Source organism: Pedobacter sp. GR22-6 (assembly GCF_037402555.1).
Classification (GTDB): domain Bacteria; phylum Bacteroidota; class Bacteroidia; order Sphingobacteriales; family Sphingobacteriaceae; genus Pedobacter.
In genome coordinates this window covers 583,134-602,166 of sequence record NZ_JBBEUC010000003.1, presented here as the reverse complement: position 1 = coordinate 602,166, position 19,033 = coordinate 583,134, and the positions used below count along the sequence as shown (strand labels likewise).

Below are 19,033 nucleotides of genomic sequence, written 5' to 3'. Positions count from 1 at the left end.
TTCCGGCAATATGGGAATCCATTATGAAGTTAATGTTAAACCGATCTCTTTCAGTAACAAAGCTGCATTGAACGTCTTGCATGGCCCATGCTTCAACTTATAATCGAAATTCATCTCTCCCTCTTGCAGTTGAATGTCAAAATGGTAGTTGCGTACAGTCCGCTTATGCTCCTCTTCCATCTCAGAGAGCTGAAGGTCGTGAGTAGCAAAGAGGGCTGCCGTTCGCTGGGCTATCAACTTCTCAATAAAGACCTTTGACCCCAAATATTTATCCCGGCTATTGGTACCTCTGAGCATCTCATCAATCAATACCAGCGCATTCGGAATTTTAGCGATGGCATTCAGGATCATCTTTAGCCGGTTCAGTTCAGCTTTAAAAGTAGAAGTCTGATCGTTCAACGAATCCTTGATCCGCATGTAGGAAAAAATCTCAAATATTGACAGATCCATTGCTGAAGCACAAACAGGTGCTCCTGCGTAAGCAAGCACCATATTGATCCCCAATGTACGGAGGAAAGTACTTTTACCCGCCATATTAGAGCCTGTCACAATATCTACTGTTGCAGTTTCAGAAAATTCAAAATCATTCAGTATCCGCACCGGTTCCGGAATCAGGGGATGTCCCATTTGACTGACTTTACATTCAAAGTCTTCACTTACGGTTGGGAAATTCCAGTCCGGCTGGTTATGTTTCAGGGTAGCGAAAGAGATGAGTTCTTCAAATTGGCTGATGCGGTACAAGCCGCCCATTAAACCCTCAGAAGCTTCCTCATGCCACTTTCCCAGTCTGATCGAATATTTGAGATCCCAGAGCAGAAATAAGTTCAGAAAAGCAGCAAGCAGAAAATTCAGCCTGGCATCAAACGCTTGTATGATAGAGGCCAGTTGCTTTACCTGCCGGCTGACCTGTAAGCTTCCCGCACCGGGGCCTTTTACGAATAAAAGGCGGATATAATGACTCTTCCACATCACGTCCTCAGTCCATTTTATGGCTCCCGAAAAAGCATTCAGTAGATTAGAACTACCAGTAAAGCCATAATATACCTTATTGATCTGTGCCAGGTAGAAGAAGGTAAGGGCAGCATTGACAAGGGCCATCAAACCAAACACCTTCCATAAATACCCATCATAGACCGCAGCAATAGCCAATAGACCAAACATTAGGAAGGGAGTCAGTTTAACATATATCTGTAGCAATTTCCCTTTTGTAAAGACCAATTGCTGTGGCAGCTGCTGCAATTTCGCTTTAATCATCCGAAGTTGACCAGATTCATGCCCCTGCAGCTCTGCCCTGAAATGGAAGGTCTGTTCAATGTATCCTTCTAGTTCACTGATGGCCTCCTGTCTTGAAAAGATCTCAATTTCATCAAATGGTTTACTCAAACTACTTGCCAGCAAATCCTGTCCGTCCTCTGTTTTACAGCGGTTCAACTGTGCGTAAAGCGAACCTGGCCCCACAATATCCAAATCAGAAGTATAAGGGTGAGCATCATCTACATATGCTCCCCCATGATCGTAACCATTATTAGACAGACTCAACTGATCGACTTCATTCTGGTACACCCAAAGCAATTGTTCAGCATAGCGCAGTTCATTTTGAACTGTAGTCTGCCTTTTCACCTGATACAAAAACAGCATGATTGGAATCAATAACAATACCCCCAGCAGCCAGGAAAATCCAATATTGATGATCAGTGCCACAAAAGCAATGTCCGAAATGAAGAGTGCCAGCCTCGAGAAGGAAATCTGATTCAGCTTCTTTTTCAGGCCATCAATCCGTGTTTGCTGCTCTTTTACTTTATTTTCGTATGCTGTTAAGATGTTATATTTTGTTTTTACCATTATCTTTATCCTTTTGAAAGCATTTGCCCCGGTCTTTTGGACTATGGCAGTCGGTATTTGTTACCTCCTGCAGGGGCCATAAAGATAAAAAAATGAAGATCACTTTACTCGTTGTAGGGAAAACGGAAGACAGATACCTGATCGAAGGGATAGAAAAATACCTGAACCGACTGAAGCATTACATTGGTTTCAATCTTGTCGTGATCCCCGAGATCAAGAACACAAAAAACCTAACTGAGGCACAGCAAAAGACTAAAGAAGCGGAACTCATCCTAAAGCAGATTAGCAATGCTGATCAACTCATCCTAATGGACGAAAAAGGGAAAAAATATACTTCCATAGCTTTTGCCAATTACCTCAACAAGCAGATGATCGGTAGTATCCAGCATATGGTCTTTGTAATCGGCGGCCCCTATGGTTTCGACGAAAGTGTTTACAAACGTGCGAATGGCAGCATTTCCCTGTCAGACATGACCTTCTCGCATCAAATGGTGCGTTTGTTCTTTGTTGAGCAACTCTACCGCGCCTTCAGCATTTTAAAAGGCGAGCCCTACCACCATGAATAAAATTTATGGAAACTGAAACCATTGCACATCGTTATATAAAGAAAGGAGTTCATCATGCGTTTACCATCAGATTATAAAAGAGACTACAAATTCAAAAGCGATCCCAAAAAAGACCGTTTGAGCTATACGATTGCGATCATCTTATCGATCATTGTGATCGCAATAATGTGGTATTTTCTTTAAGGCTTAGCACTTGCCAGGCTGATCATCGTATCCAGTTCCTTCACTACGCTATCGGCAGAACCCGAAAAGCCGACTACTTTGAAGCGGATTTTCCCTTCGCCATCAATGATGAATTTCGTTGGTATGCCGGATACTTCGTAGGCATTGATCAGGTCAAATTGAGACGGATCTTTTTTACTCTTCGTGTCATACAACACATTGAAGGTATATTTCTTTTCGGCAATGAATTTTTGCACCAGTTCCTCCCTATTGCCTTCAGTTTGCCTTGTATTGATAAAAAGAAATACCACATTCGGATTATTCGCATATTTCGTCACCGCTTTTTGCATTCCCGGAAAGGAAGCAACACATGGTCCGCACCAGGTTGCCCAATAATCCAACACCACGACTTTACCTTTCAGGCTGGCTAAACTCACAGTCTCACCCTTCATATTGAGCAGGGAAAATGCCGGCGCAGGGATATTGATCATCTTTTTCTTCCATTCTGCTACCCCTCTTTCATGAGCTGCTTTTTCCAGATTGGCAATATAAGTTTCAAATGGCATCGTTGAAGTGTTCAGCTCATACAGCGCTTTTAACCGATTTTTCATCGCTTCCGTCCCCTTACCTTCTCTTAGAAAACCTTCCGCTTGTGCAAGTGCTTTCTCTTTATTCCCAGAAAGATCCAGATACATTACATAACGCTCATTGCCATCTGCATCGCTAAATTCCATTGCACTTTCCTGATGAGTTACCGCATCTTTATCATTTCCTAAATTGTGCAAGATCAGTGCATAGGTATCTGCATACATTGCATGGCTGCGCTTCAAGCTGGCCAGGTAGCTTTCTTTGTTTTGGAAATATGCTGGATACTCGTCCGCTTTAGCCGCATCCAAAAGATCAAGTGATAGTTTTGAAATCCTTGCAGCAAAACCGGAGTTTTCGTTCTTTTCCGCCAGCGGCCAGGCAATACTATTATACAGGGCAGCCCGGTTCACCTTATCGGCAATTTGACTGGAATAAAGGTCAAACTTATCGTAATTTCCGGCGGCTCCATATGCGCCGGCAAGTCGTTCATAGATCCAGGACATTTTTTGCGCATCAGCCTTACTATCGCCATAACCATATTTCTTTTTGAAATCTATCACTTTACGCTCCATAGCCACCGGATCTTTTAACCTGATAATTGCATTGTAATCCACAGACCATGCATAAGATCCCGTCGGGAATTTAGCGAGCATCAGGTTATTGACAGAATCAACTTTAGCCGGTTGTTTCATTACGTGATACAAGCTGCTCAGCATCGACATCGATTGCTCATCGGATGCCCTGGACAACTGGGCAATTTTTGTCCTCAGTATTTCCCCGCCTTTTACAGGATCAGCATTGTAGGAGCTGACCATATAACGGTATTCGGGCTGACCTCTTTTCAAGTCCGGCTGCAAACCAAATGCCTGTAGATACAGTTGACTTGCCTTCGCAAAATTGGGCTTCATCCTGAGATTTTCACCATAGTAATCAAGCAATATCGCTTCACTTAAATGGGTATATGCAGTAGGTTTCCCGTTTTTAAACATTGTTATATAATAACCTTTTGAATTATCGTCAATCATGCCATCAGATGAAATCTGCAGAGCAACCAGGCTGGTGCTATCAGTGGTCTGGAACGTTCCATTATACACCGAGCCTTCCCTGATCAATTTCACAGGAGATATTTGTTGTTTGGTCTGATGAAAGACATAAGCATAGCATTCTATATCATCTTTGCCTGCCAATTTCGTACCGCTCGGGTCATAGCTAAACTTCAGCATACTTCCCGCCTCCGGCTTCGGATTTAGAAATGTGACCTGTGCAGTAAGGCAAAATGGCAGCAACATCAATATTGCAGCAAGGATATTTTTGAAAGATTTCATAGGTAAGAGCTAAATATTGGATTATAAAACATAAATATAACACTTATTCCTATAAATTTATACGGCATCAAATACTGATTACATTCCTTTGGCCTGCCTATTTTGTTGCAGCCTCAAAAATCCTTAGTTTTATAGGGTCGCAATTATGGTCCATAAACTCCTTGAAAATGAAACTGAACTGCTGGCTCAAATAGCCGAGGGTGACCAACGTGCCTTCACTGCAATCTTTAAGCATTACCAGCGTTTCATTTTCAGTTTCAGTAAAAGGATTACGGCTTCTGATGAAAGTGCAGGAGAAGTAGTACAGGACATCTTTCTAAAGATCTGGCTGAATAGAGAAGAGCTCAGGGAGGTAAAAAATTTTGGTGGTTATTTAAATCGCCTTGTACGCAACCATTCTTTGAACATTGTCCGTCAACAATTACAATTGGCCAAAACAGTCAGTGAATTCACCAGAGCTTATGATGAAAGCGATGAATCTACAATCCTTCAGTTGGAATATAACGAAGTCAACAGCATCCTGAATGAGGCAATTGAAGCACTCTCCCCTCAGCAGCGCCTGGTTTATCAACTCTGCCACCAGCAGGGGCTGAAATATGAAGAGGCAGCAGCTGAAATGAACATCTCCCCCCAAACGGTAAATGCTTACATGAAAGCGGCACTGATGAAAATCAGAATGCATTTTAAAAAACATGCTGTTGTATACCCGCTATTTATCCTCAGCCTGTTCAACAAATAAAAAACAATCCAACTGTAAAACAACGACTTAACAAATATTTCAAAAAACACTACCCTGTAAGATGGCTGCTCCCGTGTCATACCATTAAAGGGCCTGAATAATTCGGCCAAATGCGCATGGGAAACAATTCAAGACTTCAGCAATTATTAGACAGTTATTTTAAAGCCTCAATGTCTGAGTTGGAAAAAGCTGAACTGCTCGGTTATTTTGACAACCCGGTCTTTCAGGTTGAAATAGAAGAACGCCTGGGCCTGGAGTACGACCAGGAAACCGGGCCCTATGAAATGGACGAACTTCAACAAGCCCAGGTATTAGCGCAGATACTCAAGGGCGAAAGCGGCGTTAAGCCGGCCATGAAAACCCGGGTGCTCTGGACAAGACCAGCAATCGCAGCTGCAGTTGCGCTGGTCATTTTTGCTGCAGGCTTATTTTACTTTAGCAAGAGCCGCAATGAACTGGTTGAAATCGCCTACAATAAGGATATCTCTCCGGGCAAACATGGCGCAACTTTAACCCTGGCAAATGGAAAGAAAATCAGACTTTCTGAGGCTTCAGATGGCGAACTGGCCAATGAGTCTGGCGTAACGATCACAAAATCCGCAAATGGGCAATTGGTTTATGAAATCAAAGGAACCGGAAAAGATGCTCAGGCATTAAATACGCTTTCTACATCCAAAGGTGAAACCTATCAGGTACGCTTGCCAGACGGATCTATGGTCTGGCTGAATGCAGCATCTTCTTTAACTTATCCTGTCAATCTTACATTGCAGACCCAACGCCGCGTGAGTTTTACAGGTGAGGGCTATTTTGAAATTGCAAAGGACAAGGCACATCCTTTTATTGTGCAAAGCGGGCTGCAGGAATTGGAAGTATTGGGTACGCATTTTAATGTCAACAGCTATACCGATGAACCCTCAATCCGTACCACCCTACTGGAAGGCTCAGTACGCATCAACAAGCATACACTACTGAAACCAAACCAACAATCGAAGTTCAATAAATCAGGCATCACCGTGGCTGAGGTAAAAGCAGAGGTTTTCACTGACTGGAAAAATGGGATTTTCAACTTTGAAAACGAAAGCCTGACCTCAGTGATGAGAAAAATCGCCAGATGGTACGACGTAGAGGTACAATATGACGGCCAGGAGAAAGCAGAAAAGACATACAGTGGGACGATTTCGAAATATGGGACCATCTCCACTGTACTCAAGCTATTGGCCGAAAGTGAAGGCATCCGTTTCAAAGTAGCAGGGAAAAAAGTAACCGTCATGTATTAATAAATCATCGCAGGACTAACCAACCCGCTTAAATAATCAATAACTAAACCAATCAAGCATGAAGAAAATTTACCAGAAAGCAGGCCCCTGATGTTGGAATAACCGACCAATCGGAGAAAGTATGATACACAACCAGGAGTGCGTCCAACACCCCTGGCCAAATGTTCAGATCATCTCGTCAATTATTCGTTAAAATCTCATTTCGAGTCAAATCCAAACAATCAAATGTATGAAATTTTGTACTAAGAATTCGTGCTGGAACCACCTGCACCTGAAAAAATTCCCGCTGAAAATGAACGCGGACAGCCGAATCAGCGGCGACACTAAAAGAAAATGGCTTATGCGGGCTAACATTACTACAGTTTTATTAATCGTTTGCATCATACAGGTGAGCGCAAGTAGCTTTGCGCAAAAGATTACTTTCAGCCGAAAGGAGGTCAGCTTCAAACAACTGTTCAGGGAAATCACCCGGCAAACGGGCTACAGTATTTTCTATGCGGATTCCAAAATAGACCAGAACAGAAGGCTGGATGTGAATTTCAGTGAAGCCTCTATTGAAGAAGTGCTCAACGAGAGCTTTTACGGACAGGCCTTGAGCTACACGATCCGCGACAAGAACATCATCGTAGAGCGCCGGGAGAAATCTTTCCTGGACCGTCTCACAGAAGTCTTTAGTGAAATCGACGTCTCCGGAACCGTCAGGGACGAAAAAGGCCTGCCTCTGGCCGGGGCTACCGTAAAAATCAAACACTCCAACCGCCTGGTGATCACCGGAGCTGCCGGCACTTTTGGCTTCAAAGGAGTAGAAGAAAAGGCCATTCTGGTGATCTCTTATATGGGGTACAAAACGCTCGAAGTAGCTGTGAAACCAGTATTGAACATTGCCATTCAACCTGAAGATGAAGAACTGAGCGAAGTAATGATCTCCACAGGTTACCAAAAGATCAAGAAGGATCAACTGACCGGGGCTGCTTCTACCCTGAACGAAGCGCAATATCAGCAGAGGATTGCCGTAACCGGAAACTTCCTCGAAAGTCTGGAGGGTAAAATCCCTGGATTGATCTACAATTCTCAATCCGGTGAACTGACAATCCGGGGGGTATCCACCTTTGATGCTGTAAAGCAACCCCTGATCGTAATTGACGGTTTTCCTACTGAAATAGACCTCCGGACCATCAATCCAAATGATATTGTATCAGTGAGCGTACTCAGGGATGCCGCCGCAGCAGCAATTTATGGTGTCAGGGCATCTAATGGTGTCATCATTGTGGAGACCAGACGGGGTAAATCCGGAAAACCTGTTTTCAATCTAAGGAGCACCTATGCAATTCAGAATAAGCCGGACTTCAGTTACCTGAAATATGCCCCGGCTAGTGAATTTGTGCAACTGCAAAAAGAATATTTCAATGTGGCAAAACCTTCCTTTGTATTGTATGACCTGGGTTACTACAAAATGAATCCTGCTGAGCAAATACTGTTCGGCCAGACGCAATTAAGCGTATCCAATCCACTGCTTAGCCAGGCACAAGTAGACGAGAAACTGCGCAGCCTCGGATCTTACGATAACCTGAAGGAATACGAGCACTTATTTTACCAGAAAAGGCAGGCAAAAAACGTAAACTTTGATGTAAGCGGAGGAAGCGAAAGGAATACCTATGTGCTGGGACTGAATTACATCAATGAAATCCCCGTAAACCGCAAATCGGAAAATGAACAGTTCATGTTGAATATGGCCAATACCTTCAAATTCTCAGAAAGGTTTAATTTCGATTTTAAAGGGACCTATACCAATTATCTCGACCGAAGCGGGAATACCCCTGCTTACTCGGATTTTTTCCCCTATGAACATTTGGCAGATGAACAAGGAAATGCACTCCCCGTGACCCTCGATCCGGGCAGGGATTACCTGGGAAGGGCCATCACTAAACAGAAAAATGATGACCTGATGGCTGCGGGCTTATATGACATGCAGTATTATCCCTATCGGGAACTCTCGAGTAACGTAAACACTTCCAAAGGATCTTCAGTGAAATTTCAGGGACGTCTGAATACCAAAATCACAGACTGGCTGAGCATGGATCTGGGCGGTAATTATGAAAATCAGAATGTCATCCTGGACCAGTTGCAATATGAGGATGCCTATAATACCCGTGTGCTGCTCAATACTACAGCATTAAAAAATGCCACCACAGGAAAGGCCATGTTTACCAATATGCCACAGGGCAATATACTCGTCAGGAACAATCAGCGGATTACAAATTATACATTGAGAGGACAACTGAATTTAAACCACAAGTTTGACGGCAATAACCATGATTTTTCTGCCATCCTCGGTGCAGAGCAAAAACGCACCATCAACAGAGGATATAAAACTTCGTTCTTTGGATATGACGGACAAACGCTGATCACCAAACCCATCAACATGATCGGCTTGAACGCGGTTTCATCGCCAGCTTTTGAAAATGTGGGTTTCGGCACCTTTTTCCGGAGTACGAATTACTTCGGTGAGACCGAGACAGACAGGCGGTTCATGTCCTTTTACGGGCAGGGCACTTATATTTTCAAAGGTAAGTATGTGGCCACAGGAAGTCTGCGCTTTGATCAGTCGAACCTCTTTGGTGTAGATCCAAAATACCGCAACAAGCCCCTATGGTCGGCAGGTCTGAACTGGAGACTTGGAGAAGAAGAATTCATCAAGCGGCAGGATTGGATCACCAGCATGCAGTTAAGGGCGGCCACGGGCTTCAATGGAAACGTGCCGAGCAGTAACAACGGTGCCTTCCTCATTCTGGCTACGGGCCTGAATACTTCACTTACAGTCCCACTGGCTTACAACAGTGTGCTGACTCCTGAAAATCAATCCCTGCGCTGGGAGACAACACAAAATTACAATGTGGGTCTCGATTACAGCCTGCTGAAAGACAGGATCTCCGGATCGGTAGACTGGTATGTCAAGAAAACCAAGGACGTCTTTGGGCGTTTCGATGCAGATCCCACTTCCGGCTTCAATGAATATTATGCCAATACTGCCTCTATTAGAAATCAAGGTCTGGAACTGATGGTGAGCAGCAACAACATCAAGCAACGTAAATTTCAATGGCGTACGCAGCTCACGGCTTCGTTCAATGACAACAAAGTGCTCGAAGTGAAGGCTACCGAATTTGCAAATTCTCAACTGATCACCTCAGGTACAAACTCCATAAAAGGGCTTCCCTTGGGGGCATTGTTCAGTTACAACTATGGCGGACTGAATGAAATCGGTCAGCCTTATGTGCTGGACAAGGCAGGCAACAAAAAAATACTGGCCTTTTATGGTACCAGCCAGGTAGATGTAACCAAAGATGACCTGATCTATAACGGCACTACTACGCCAAAATATGCATTAGGCCTTAACAATCAGTTTAGCATCGGTGCTTTCGATCTGTCTTTCCTGCTCATGTATTATGGTGGTCATGTGATGCGCGTAGAGCAACCCAATCCAAACAACATCGGCTTTTTTGCCAACAATCCGCTTGAAGGATCGAATAATTTCTGGAGAAAAACCGGTGATGAGCAGCAAACCCGCATTCCCGGATATGTCAGGGCCAGCAGCAGTGCACCGGGGTACTATCAGTCTTATGCACTTTATGGTTATCAGTATGCTTCTGAATTCGTACGCAAAGCGGATTACATTCGCCTGAGGGATATAGTAATTACCTACAATGCAAAAGCCCCCTTCCTACAGAAAATCGGGCTAAACAATACACAACTACGTTTTCAGGCTCAGAATCCTTTCCGCTATACCTTTAGCGGCAACGATATTGATCCTGAAGCGATCAATAGGAATACCGGACAGAGGAGGCTTGAAACACAGCCCTTTTACAGTCTTACCTTTTCTACTAATTTTTAAAAATGAATGTCATGAAGATCAGATATATTGTACTTTTAATCCTTGTTGCCAATCTCTTCTCAGCTTGCAGTAAGTTCCTGGATGTAAAACCAAAAGGGATTGTAATTCCGGAAAAACTGGCAGACTACGAGGGTGTGCTAAATGCTCCGGCAATGAACAAAACATTCCCCATCAATCTCCTGGATTTTGCGGACGACAATTTCAATAAACTCGATCAGCTGAGTCAGTCTGCTACAGCCAATGGATATTATTGGAGGCCGATCATCACTGTCAATGAAAATGCCAGTCCGGATGTCTGGGGAGCACTTTACAACAGCATTTACAGCACAAATGTGGTCATTAATGGAGTAATGAAAGCTGCAGACGGAACTGTTGCGCAAAAAGAGCGTGTGAAGGCCGAAGCATTAGTCGTCCGTGCCTATTGCTACCTCAACCTGCTGACGGTATTTGGAAAAGCTTACGATCCTGCCACAGCGGCAACGGATCCCGGATTGCCCTTGGTTACCAGCATCAACGTCACTGATAAAGTACCGGCAAGGTCATCCGTTCAGGTGACTCTTGATGGCATCATTAATGATGTGAGCACTGCCATTCCCGCATTACCTGAAAGTAACATCAACCGCTACAGGGTGAGCAAATATGCCGCTTATAGTCTGCTGAGCCGTGTATACCTTTATATGGCCAATTATCCAAAAGCCAAAGAATATACCGATCTGGCTTTATTGGCCCCACATACGCTGCTCAATTACAACAACTATACGGCTTATACACAATTGCCGGTATATGACCTGAACCCAGAGGTCCTCTGGCAAAGATCGGCGATCAGTGGAAGTCCGGTTTTTATGCTGTATTCGGCAGACCTGAAGAGCTTCTTCGACAGTTCAGACATCAGGTATCAGTTTCTAACCGTAACCAACAACAATGGACTAGGCCGTGCTTCACTCCCCGGAACCTACAATTTTGGCACCACATTTCCCGAAATGTACCTTACTAAAGCGGAACTGCTGGCCAGGGAAGGCAAGTTCAATGAAGCCATGGCCATTGTCAATGACCTGAGGAAAAAAAGAATTAAAACAGCCAGTTACGCGGATCAGACCGCAGCGAATGGAGAAGATGCATTGCTCAAGGTACTTGCAGAACGCAGAAGGGAACTGGCTTACAGCGGTGTCCGCTGGTTCGACATGAAGCGCCTGGACAGAGAGGGACGTATGCCTGAAGTCAGGCGCATCAATCCGGACACACAGGGCGTAGATGCATCTTTGCCCCCACATAGTCCAAAATATACTTTTGAAATCCCTGTAAGAGTAACTTTATTCAATCCGGGGATGGAACGTAACTTTAAATAAAACACCAATCATATGAAAAAAATAATCAGCCTGGCAGCACTGGCACTAATTGGCTATTCGAGTTCAGCCCAGATCAGCAAATCTGCATTGAAAGACGACCTTCTTCCCGAGAAAAATAAAGTTTTGGCCAAATACCTGCCCATGAGCAAGGACGGGGGCTATCTTTACAAATTTTATGTGATGCCCCTTGATGAAGTCCGGCAAAAACTGGAAAACTTCAAAAGTGCCATGCTGCCCGAAGCAAAGAAGCAAAAAAGCGCAGCCCTTAAAAGCCTGGTAGAAAAAGATATTGATTTCATCAGCAGGGAAGCATTGAGGCAATGTGTGTCACTCTATGGAATGGATTCCCTGGGAATGCTCAACCTGGAAAAAATCCTGACCGAGAAAAAAGCCGACCCAAAATTCATGACCTATATGATGGAAGCGCAGAAAAAAGCCTTCGTCAAAACACTCGCCCCAGCTGAACGGAACACATTGATGGCGACCGTCTACCAAAACCCGGAATTGGACAATGAGGCCTTGTTTAAAAGATCGGCAGCCTACCGCTCCTGGATCGGCAATTACATCACTTACTTCAGGAACACCAAATACAGGGCAGATACTACCCTGGGCTATACAGGAACTTCTATTGTGAAACTAAAGGTAGTCACCAATGATGTTCCTGCAGGTTTCATCAAAGATTACCTCAGCTACCAGTTCACCGGGGAAATCCTTAAAATGGTGAAGGACAGTACCGCCAAGCAACAGGCTTATCAGAACTTTATGGCAAGTGCTACAAATCCGGAATACAAAAAGGAGATCGAAACTGTATATGCAAACTACAAAATGATGACTGGAAAAGCCATGTCTCCGGATTTCAATTTCCCGAATGTCAACGGTCAAATGGTATCTTTAAAATCACTCAGGGGTAAATATGTGTATATCGATGTATGGGCTACCTGGTGCGGACCATGCAAAGCCGAAATCCCCTTTCTGCAAAAAGTAGAGCATGACTACGAAGGTAAGAACGTACAATTTGTAAGTCTTTCTGTAGACCGCATGGTCGACAAGACCAAGTGGATCAGTTATGTAAAGGAACACAACCTGGGCGGGATCCAGCTGATGTCAGATCAGGATTTCAGTACTGATTTCGTCAAAAAGTTCAACATCAATTCCATTCCCAGGTTCATCCTGATCGATCCAACAGGAAAGATCGTTTCCGGAGATGCGTACCGCCCTTCTGATCCGCTGCTGCGCCAGCAGCTGGACAAACTGCTTAAATAAAGCTCCAATAAAAAAAGGCCGGAAGCAGTTGCTTCCGGCCTTTTTTTAACCATATAGCTTGATGTAAACAGATTATTTCTCGTTCTTAATCGCAACAGTTTTGCCCTTGAAGGCAGCATTTCCTTCAAAATTCAGCAATTGCAGTTCAGTCACTTTTCGACTAAAAAGAGCATGTCCATAATAGGCAGGAAGTTCCTTGCCCCAGGTCACTGAACTGTTTCTCACTTTGATGCCCGTAGCATTTTCCAGGTAAAAACCAGAGATGCTGCTTTTCACCAATCCTTCGGCTTCACTAGGCCTCCGGTCGTAAATGCCTCCGGGAATACTGGTTGTCTTGGCAATATGCAAATCCACCTGATCGAAAAAGATTCCTGATACCTTATCTGCCGATTCGGCACTCACATACACCCCATTTTCACTGCTGCATTTTACATTGGAAAAAGTAATGTTGCGCACAGCCCCTACCTTTCCTTCTGTAGCACCTTTGGGGAAACGCCAGTTGGCGTCTTTGTTATTGCCTTTGGCACGACGGTATGCAGTGATGTAGATGGGCTCAGCTTTTCCCCACCACACATCCGAGAACAAATGGGAGTCGATCAGGATATTGGAAAAGATCACGTTAGAGACGGTACCTTCATCACGGTTTTGAATTCCGATTCCGCGGTTACTTTTTGTGATCACACAATTACTGATCAGCACATTATTGATGCTGTCCATATTCTCTGAGCCGATCTTGATGGCACAGGAACGTGAAGTCATGGTGCAATTCGTCACCACAATATTTTCGCAGGCACCGAACTCTTCATATTCACGCCTGTTTTTCAAACAAATACAATCATCCCCCGATTCAATGTAGCAATTGCTGATGCGCACATTTTTACTGTGGTCAAGGTCAATCCCATCACTGTTGCGCACTTTAAGGCTGTTCAATAAGGTAATATTGTCTATCACCACGTCGTCACAACCGATCAGGTGTACCGTCCAGTAAGCGGAATTGCGGATGGTCAGGTCATGGATCCTGATGTTCCTGCCGCCAATAATGGTCAGCACATGCGGGCGGGGATCCAGAACATTGAAAGGTTTCAGGACATAGGAATCTTCGAGTTCAGCTCCCATAAAGGAAACCCCATTCCCGTCTATAATACCGCTTCCGGAAAGGGTCACATTTTCCAGTCGTTCCCCTCCGATCCAGATCGTCCCCTCTCCTACATTTGCCCTGAAAGCACTTTCCTTATACACCTGTTCGTCGGGATTGGCCAGTACCCTGGCATTGGCTTCAACATGAAATTCGACGTTGGACTTGAGTTTAAAGGGCCCTGCGAGGTAAGTTTTTCCAGCGGGGATGACTACCCTTCCTCCTCCCGCAGCAGAGCAGGCATCAATTGCTTTCTGGATAGCCGCAGCATCATCGTGTTTACCATCTCCTAATGCCCCATACGCGCTGATGGAATAGTCGTTTTGCGGGCTAAACTCTGCACTGGCCTTACCCATAAATGGTACCGCACATAGTAGAAAAATGCGGAAAAGCGACAGGTATGTTTTTTGGATGTTCATCATAGTTCTTATCGTTGTGTCAAACCTTTTGGCTGGTATTGCGCTGAACTGCCCCATTTACCGGGCTTATCCGACAGGAAGAATTCCAGTTTCCCACCGGTCTGGATGTCAGCATAGCGGATGTAAGTGTAGGCATAAGGTTTTCCATTCAGCTTGAGCCCCTGTATATACGGTGTTTTTTGCAAATCTCCATGCCTGATGAGCTCGAAAACTTTTCCGCTTTCCAGCCGGATCTTGGTATGGCTGAACAATGGAACTGTCAGCAGGTACTGATCTGACACGGGATCTAAAGGATAGAACCCCATTGCCGCAAATACGTACCAGGCCGACATCTGTCCGGCATCATCGTTGCCGCTCAGTCCGCCCGGGCCATCGCTATATTCTTCTTCCAGAATCTGATGTACCTTCAGGGAACTCTTCCATGGAGTGCCGGTATAGTTGTACATAAAAGGGATCTGGTGCCCGGGCTCATTGCCATGCCAGTACTCTTTTTTGCTGAACAGGCTGTCCAGGGCCAACTCCAGTCCTGCCCTTCCACCCAGCAAGCGGGCAAGTCCGGGTACATCCTGCGGCACATAAAATGTATACTGTCTGGGGGTACCCTCGGTGATGTAAGGTTCACGGGTATCAGGGTTGAATACCGGATACCAGCTGCCGTCTTCATTACGGCCGCGCACCATGTTCACCTTAGGGTCAAATACATTTTTATAATTACCAGCCCTTTTAGTCAGGCGCAGTGCATCCTCGGTTTTACCGAGACTGCGCGCTACCTGGGCCAGCGCATAATCGTCATAAGCATATTCCAGGGTACGGCTCACCTGCTCTTTTTTATGAAAGGCTTCCGGCACACTGTCCTGCATCGGAATATAACCGTATTTCAAGTACGAGCTCAGTGCCCTCCTACCCATCCCGTTCTTATAGTCGGCATCATTTGCTACCTCAAAAGCATTCTTTCTCATCAGCCGGTAGGCTTCGCCGACATCATAATCACGGATCCCCTTATTGAAGGCAGAGGATATGAAAGCGGTGGTATGATCACCGATCATGGCGGAAGTATAGTTGTTCCAGCAGGGGAAGATGGGCAGCCATCCACCCTGGCTGCCCTTCAACACCACCGAATTTACCCAGTCATTGACCAGTTTCGGCTTCAGGATTTCCATTAATGGCAAATGTGCCCTATAGATGTCCCACATGGAAAAATCGTCATAATAATTGCCTTTAGGAAGAACGTTCAGCTGGTAATCTCCGGCAAACCTCGGATAGCTGCCATCAATATCGTTATACAGCCTTGGGTGTTGCATCACATGGTACAGCGAGGTGTAGAATACCCTTTTATCCTTTTCTTTTGCACTTTCTACCAGTGTCTGGCTTAGTGCCTGCTCCCAAACCTGCTCATTTTTGACTTTTAAGCTGCCAAAATCCCAGTCCGGAATCTCTGCTGCCAGGTTTTTCCTGGCGCCTTCAATGCTACTGAAGGAAGTACCTACGCGGATCCGTAGTTGTTCTCCCTTTTGCAACCTGAAGCCCAGGTATGCACCTATATCTTTAAGCCGCGCAATACTATCTGTATTAAATACATTTCCTTCACTAAAAGTACCTCCCTTTTGAAACAGGCGTTCTACCTTCATCACGAAATAACCACTGAAGCCGGCAGATTTGCCCCATCCCTGGTAGATGCGGTGCACCGGGTTATAACCGTACACTTCGCCCTTCTCGTAATCTATTTTAATGTAACCCTCGTTTTCATCGCTGTTGGGACTGATCAGCAAATAGAGGCTATCGGCCTTTTCCATCGTAAACTGCAACATGGCACAGCGTGCTGTGGCCGTTATTTCTGCCTGCAGCTGGTACCTGGGCAGCCCTACCCTGTAATAAGCAGGCGTGCTGATCTCTGTTGCATGTGAAAAAGGACTGGCATACAACGAAGCCCTGGTCTGCAGTTTGCCGGTGATGGGCATAAAAGTAAAACTTCCATAATCCTGTGTGCAGGATCCACTGATCCAATGCGTTGCCCTGAACCCATTCAACAGACTGTCTTTATAATAATAGGGCGGCAGGCATTTCGCTTCGCTAAGCCTGGTCTGGGGGCTCCATTGGGTCATGCCAAATGGACTTCCAACTGCGGGAATGGTATTCGCATATTTCTCCGAGCCATCCTCCCCATGTTTCAACGCAGAGATGGTGGTACTCGCCGCAGTTCCAGACATGGGCTGTACATATTGCAGGAGCTTTGTCTGCTGCGCTGAGGCATTCAGCAGGCCAGCACATAAGCAAAGGATAAGGAAGCAGGTTACCTTCTTCAATGGAATTTAGATTTGGTTGATCCCGAAAATGGGAATTTTACCTTTTAATCCCGCAGGCTGCTTCTTATTTATTTACTTAATCGATTACGTAACATCAGGTCAATGCCCGGTAGAGCTACGGATCCGCAGTTCTGAGGGAATGACAGCACTTTGGTCAGATAGCAGGAAATATTTCTTTTGAAGTGCTTTGAACATCAGTGTGGCTGCCAGCTTACCCATTTCAAATGCCGGCTGTGTGATGGTCGTCAGTGCAGGATTCAGGATCGGCGCCGAAGCATCATTGGAGAAACACACCACTTTGATGTCTTCAGGAATATTGATTTTCAGTTCCATGCAGGCGAGGTAGATCTCGGTAGTCATTTTACTCACCGTCGCGACGATCCCATCCGGCCGGTCTTCAGAGCGGAGCAGTTCCATCATCAAGGCATAGTTTGTGGCCTCATCGTCACTGCAGGCAACAATGCGGGGCGCGTCGTCGGCCCTGCCATTGTCCAGCAAGGCCTGCTGGTAGCCTTTCATGCGCTGCGAACTGATGGACAGGGAATCGGATACAGACAACAGGGCTATTTTTTTGCAGCCCCTGTCGATCAGGTGCTGCGTGGCGGTATAACCGCATTCGTAATCATTGGTTGTGATTTTCGCAGTATCTATCTCCTCACAGACCCTGTCGAAAAACACCATGGGGATGCGCTGCTGTAGGCGCTTGATGTGCTCAAAGGTGTTGGTTTTCATAGACACCGACATGATGACACCGTCTACCCGGCCCGACTCCAGGTCTTTCAGAATAGCTTGTTCCCGCTCAAAACTTTCATGCGTCAGGTAGATCAGGGCATGGTAACCTTTTTCAATCGCGACCTCTTCAATACCATTCAGGGCCAGGGAAAAAAAACTGTCGGCCACTTCGGGTAAAACCACTGCAATTGTCTTGCTTTTCCGCTCCCTTAAACTGCCTGCATACGGATGCGGAACATAGTTTAAACTGGCTGCTAAATCGAGTACGCGCTGCTTGGTGAGGGGACTGATCTCATGGCTGTCCCTTAATGCTTTTGACACAGCCGCGGTAGACAGGTTCAGTTGCTCAGCCAGTATTTTAATGGTAACATTCGCCATTTTACAAGCAATTATTTGGTGGTTTAGGTCAATAAAAGTCGATTATTACTTAATCGGTTAAGTAAATAAATTGGGTCAGATATGAAAATCTAACTAATCAAAACTACAACTTTAGACTTACAAACTAGCCAAATTGTCTAATTAAGATTAATTGTAAATCTAATGAGCACGAACCAAATCAACTCCGCTGAGGATCAGAACAGCCCATTACATAACCTCGATGAATGGGAAGAAGATGTACTGAACCGCTACCCCGATCCGGCAGCAATCAACAAGGATAAAAAGGAAGAGGCCTTCAGAAACTATGAAGAAAATGTAAAGGATGGGGTAAAGGAATTTTACCGGCTCAACCATACTTACCAGACCTACGATTTCGTATTGCAGAAGAAGGCCGACTACCTGAAGTTCGACAAAAAGGAAATGCCGATCTGGGATGCCTTCGATTTTCTGAATGAGCTGGTAGACGACTCTGACCCGGATACAGACCTCGATCAGATGCAGCACCTGCTGCAGACTTCGGAAGCCATCCGCAACGATGGCCATCCCGACTGGATGGTACTCGTCGGATTGATCCACGACATGGGCAAAGTCCTGTGTTTGTTCGGAGAACCGCAGTGGGCCGTAGTAGGTGATACTTTCCCTGTGGGCTGCGCATATTCAGATAAGATCGTATACCCGGAATTCTTTGCCGCGAACCCTGATTTTAAGTCAGAAATCTACCAGTCCAAATTGGGCGTATATACAGAAAACTGTGGGCTGGACAATGTACACATGTCATGGGGACATGATGAGTATGTCTACCACATGATGAAGGATTACATTCCGGAGCCTGGACTGTATATGCTGCGCTATCACTCTTTCTACTCGCAGCACAGAGAAAATGCTTACACACATTTAATGAATGAGAAAGATCATGAAATGTTCAAATGGGTAAATCTCTTCAATCCCTATGACCTCTATTCCAAAAACCCGAACCAGAAAAGTTGGGAAGAACTGAGGCCTTATTACCAGGATCTGGTGGCGAAATACCTGCCCCTGACCCTCAAATTTTAAATCCCGCAACAGTACA

At 45.2% G+C, this 19,033-nt stretch carries 13 protein-coding genes; 8 read left to right on the top strand and 5 right to left on the bottom strand.

Annotated features, from left to right (window positions below):
• Positions 1–21: 21 nt before the first annotated feature.
• A complete protein-coding gene (locus WAE59_RS16520; RefSeq protein ID WP_337857075.1) occupies positions 22–1,842 on the bottom strand; it encodes a MutS-related protein in 1,821 nt (606 codons plus the stop codon).
• A 92-nt stretch (positions 1,843–1,934) separates the two neighbouring features.
• Between WAE59_RS16520 and rlmH the strand changes: the two genes are divergently transcribed.
• Entirely contained in the window at positions 1,935–2,408 is a 474-nt protein-coding gene (gene rlmH / locus WAE59_RS16515) for a 23S rRNA (pseudouridine(1915)-N(3))-methyltransferase RlmH (protein WP_337857074.1), read from the top strand.
• Between the two features lie 54 nt (positions 2,409–2,462).
• Positions 2,463–2,591: a hypothetical protein gene (locus WAE59_RS16510; protein WP_337857073.1), complete on the top strand. Its 129-nt coding sequence runs from the start codon at positions 2,463–2,465 to the stop codon at positions 2,589–2,591.
• Here WAE59_RS16510 and WAE59_RS16505 read toward each other — a convergent pair.
• Positions 2,588–4,483 carry a TlpA family protein disulfide reductase gene (locus WAE59_RS16505; RefSeq protein ID WP_337857072.1) on the bottom strand — a complete coding sequence of 632 codons (1,896 nt, stop codon included), beginning with the start codon at positions 4,481–4,483 and terminating at the stop codon, positions 2,588–2,590. The genes WAE59_RS16510 and WAE59_RS16505 overlap by 4 nt on opposite strands.
• Positions 4,484–4,628: 145 nt before the next feature.
• Between WAE59_RS16505 and WAE59_RS16500 the strand changes: the two genes are divergently transcribed.
• The 5 genes from WAE59_RS16500 (at position 4,629) to WAE59_RS16480 (ending at position 12,997) form a co-directional block, all read left to right on the top strand.
• The gene (locus tag WAE59_RS16500; protein WP_337857071.1) at positions 4,629–5,222 is read left to right on the top strand and encodes an RNA polymerase sigma factor; all 594 of its coding nucleotides are present in this window, start codon (positions 4,629–4,631) and stop codon (positions 5,220–5,222) included.
• 116 nt (positions 5,223–5,338) lie between these two features.
• Positions 5,339–6,499 carry a FecR family protein gene (locus tag WAE59_RS16495; RefSeq protein ID WP_337857070.1) on the top strand — a complete coding sequence of 387 codons (1,161 nt, stop codon included), beginning with the start codon at positions 5,339–5,341 and terminating at the stop codon, positions 6,497–6,499.
• Between the two features lie 229 nt (positions 6,500–6,728).
• The gene (locus tag WAE59_RS16490) at positions 6,729–10,388 is read left to right on the top strand and encodes a SusC/RagA family TonB-linked outer membrane protein (RefSeq protein ID WP_337857069.1); all 3,660 of its coding nucleotides are present in this window, start codon (positions 6,729–6,731) and stop codon (positions 10,386–10,388) included.
• Positions 10,389–10,399: 11 nt separating this feature from the next.
• Positions 10,400–11,734: a RagB/SusD family nutrient uptake outer membrane protein gene (locus tag WAE59_RS16485; protein WP_337857068.1), complete on the top strand. Its 1,335-nt coding sequence runs from the start codon at positions 10,400–10,402 to the stop codon at positions 11,732–11,734.
• A gap of 12 nt (positions 11,735–11,746) precedes the next feature.
• Positions 11,747–12,997, top strand: coding sequence for a TlpA family protein disulfide reductase (locus tag WAE59_RS16480; RefSeq protein WP_337857067.1), 1,251 nt, complete (start codon positions 11,747–11,749; stop codon positions 12,995–12,997).
• Positions 12,998–13,069: 72 nt separating this feature from the next.
• On the opposite strand, the gene WAE59_RS16475 is transcribed toward WAE59_RS16480, so the two are convergent.
• The 3 genes from WAE59_RS16475 to WAE59_RS16465 form a co-directional block, all read right to left on the bottom strand.
• A complete protein-coding gene (locus tag WAE59_RS16475) occupies positions 13,070–14,554 on the bottom strand; it encodes a glycoside hydrolase family 28 protein (RefSeq protein WP_337857066.1) in 1,485 nt (494 codons plus the stop codon).
• A 5-nt stretch (positions 14,555–14,559) separates the two neighbouring features.
• Complete coding sequence (locus WAE59_RS16470; RefSeq protein ID WP_337857065.1) at positions 14,560–16,854, bottom strand: GH92 family glycosyl hydrolase; 2,295 nt, start codon at positions 16,852–16,854, stop codon at positions 14,560–14,562.
• A 99-nt stretch (positions 16,855–16,953) separates the two neighbouring features.
• A complete protein-coding gene (locus WAE59_RS16465; RefSeq protein WP_337857064.1) occupies positions 16,954–17,964 on the bottom strand; it encodes a LacI family DNA-binding transcriptional regulator in 1,011 nt (336 codons plus the stop codon).
• A gap of 162 nt (positions 17,965–18,126) precedes the next feature.
• On the opposite strand from WAE59_RS16465, the gene WAE59_RS16460 reads away from it, so the two are divergent.
• The gene (locus WAE59_RS16460; protein WP_337857063.1) at positions 18,127–19,017 is read left to right on the top strand and encodes an inositol oxygenase family protein; all 891 of its coding nucleotides are present in this window, start codon (positions 18,127–18,129) and stop codon (positions 19,015–19,017) included.
• Positions 19,018–19,033: the final 16 nt, after the last annotated feature.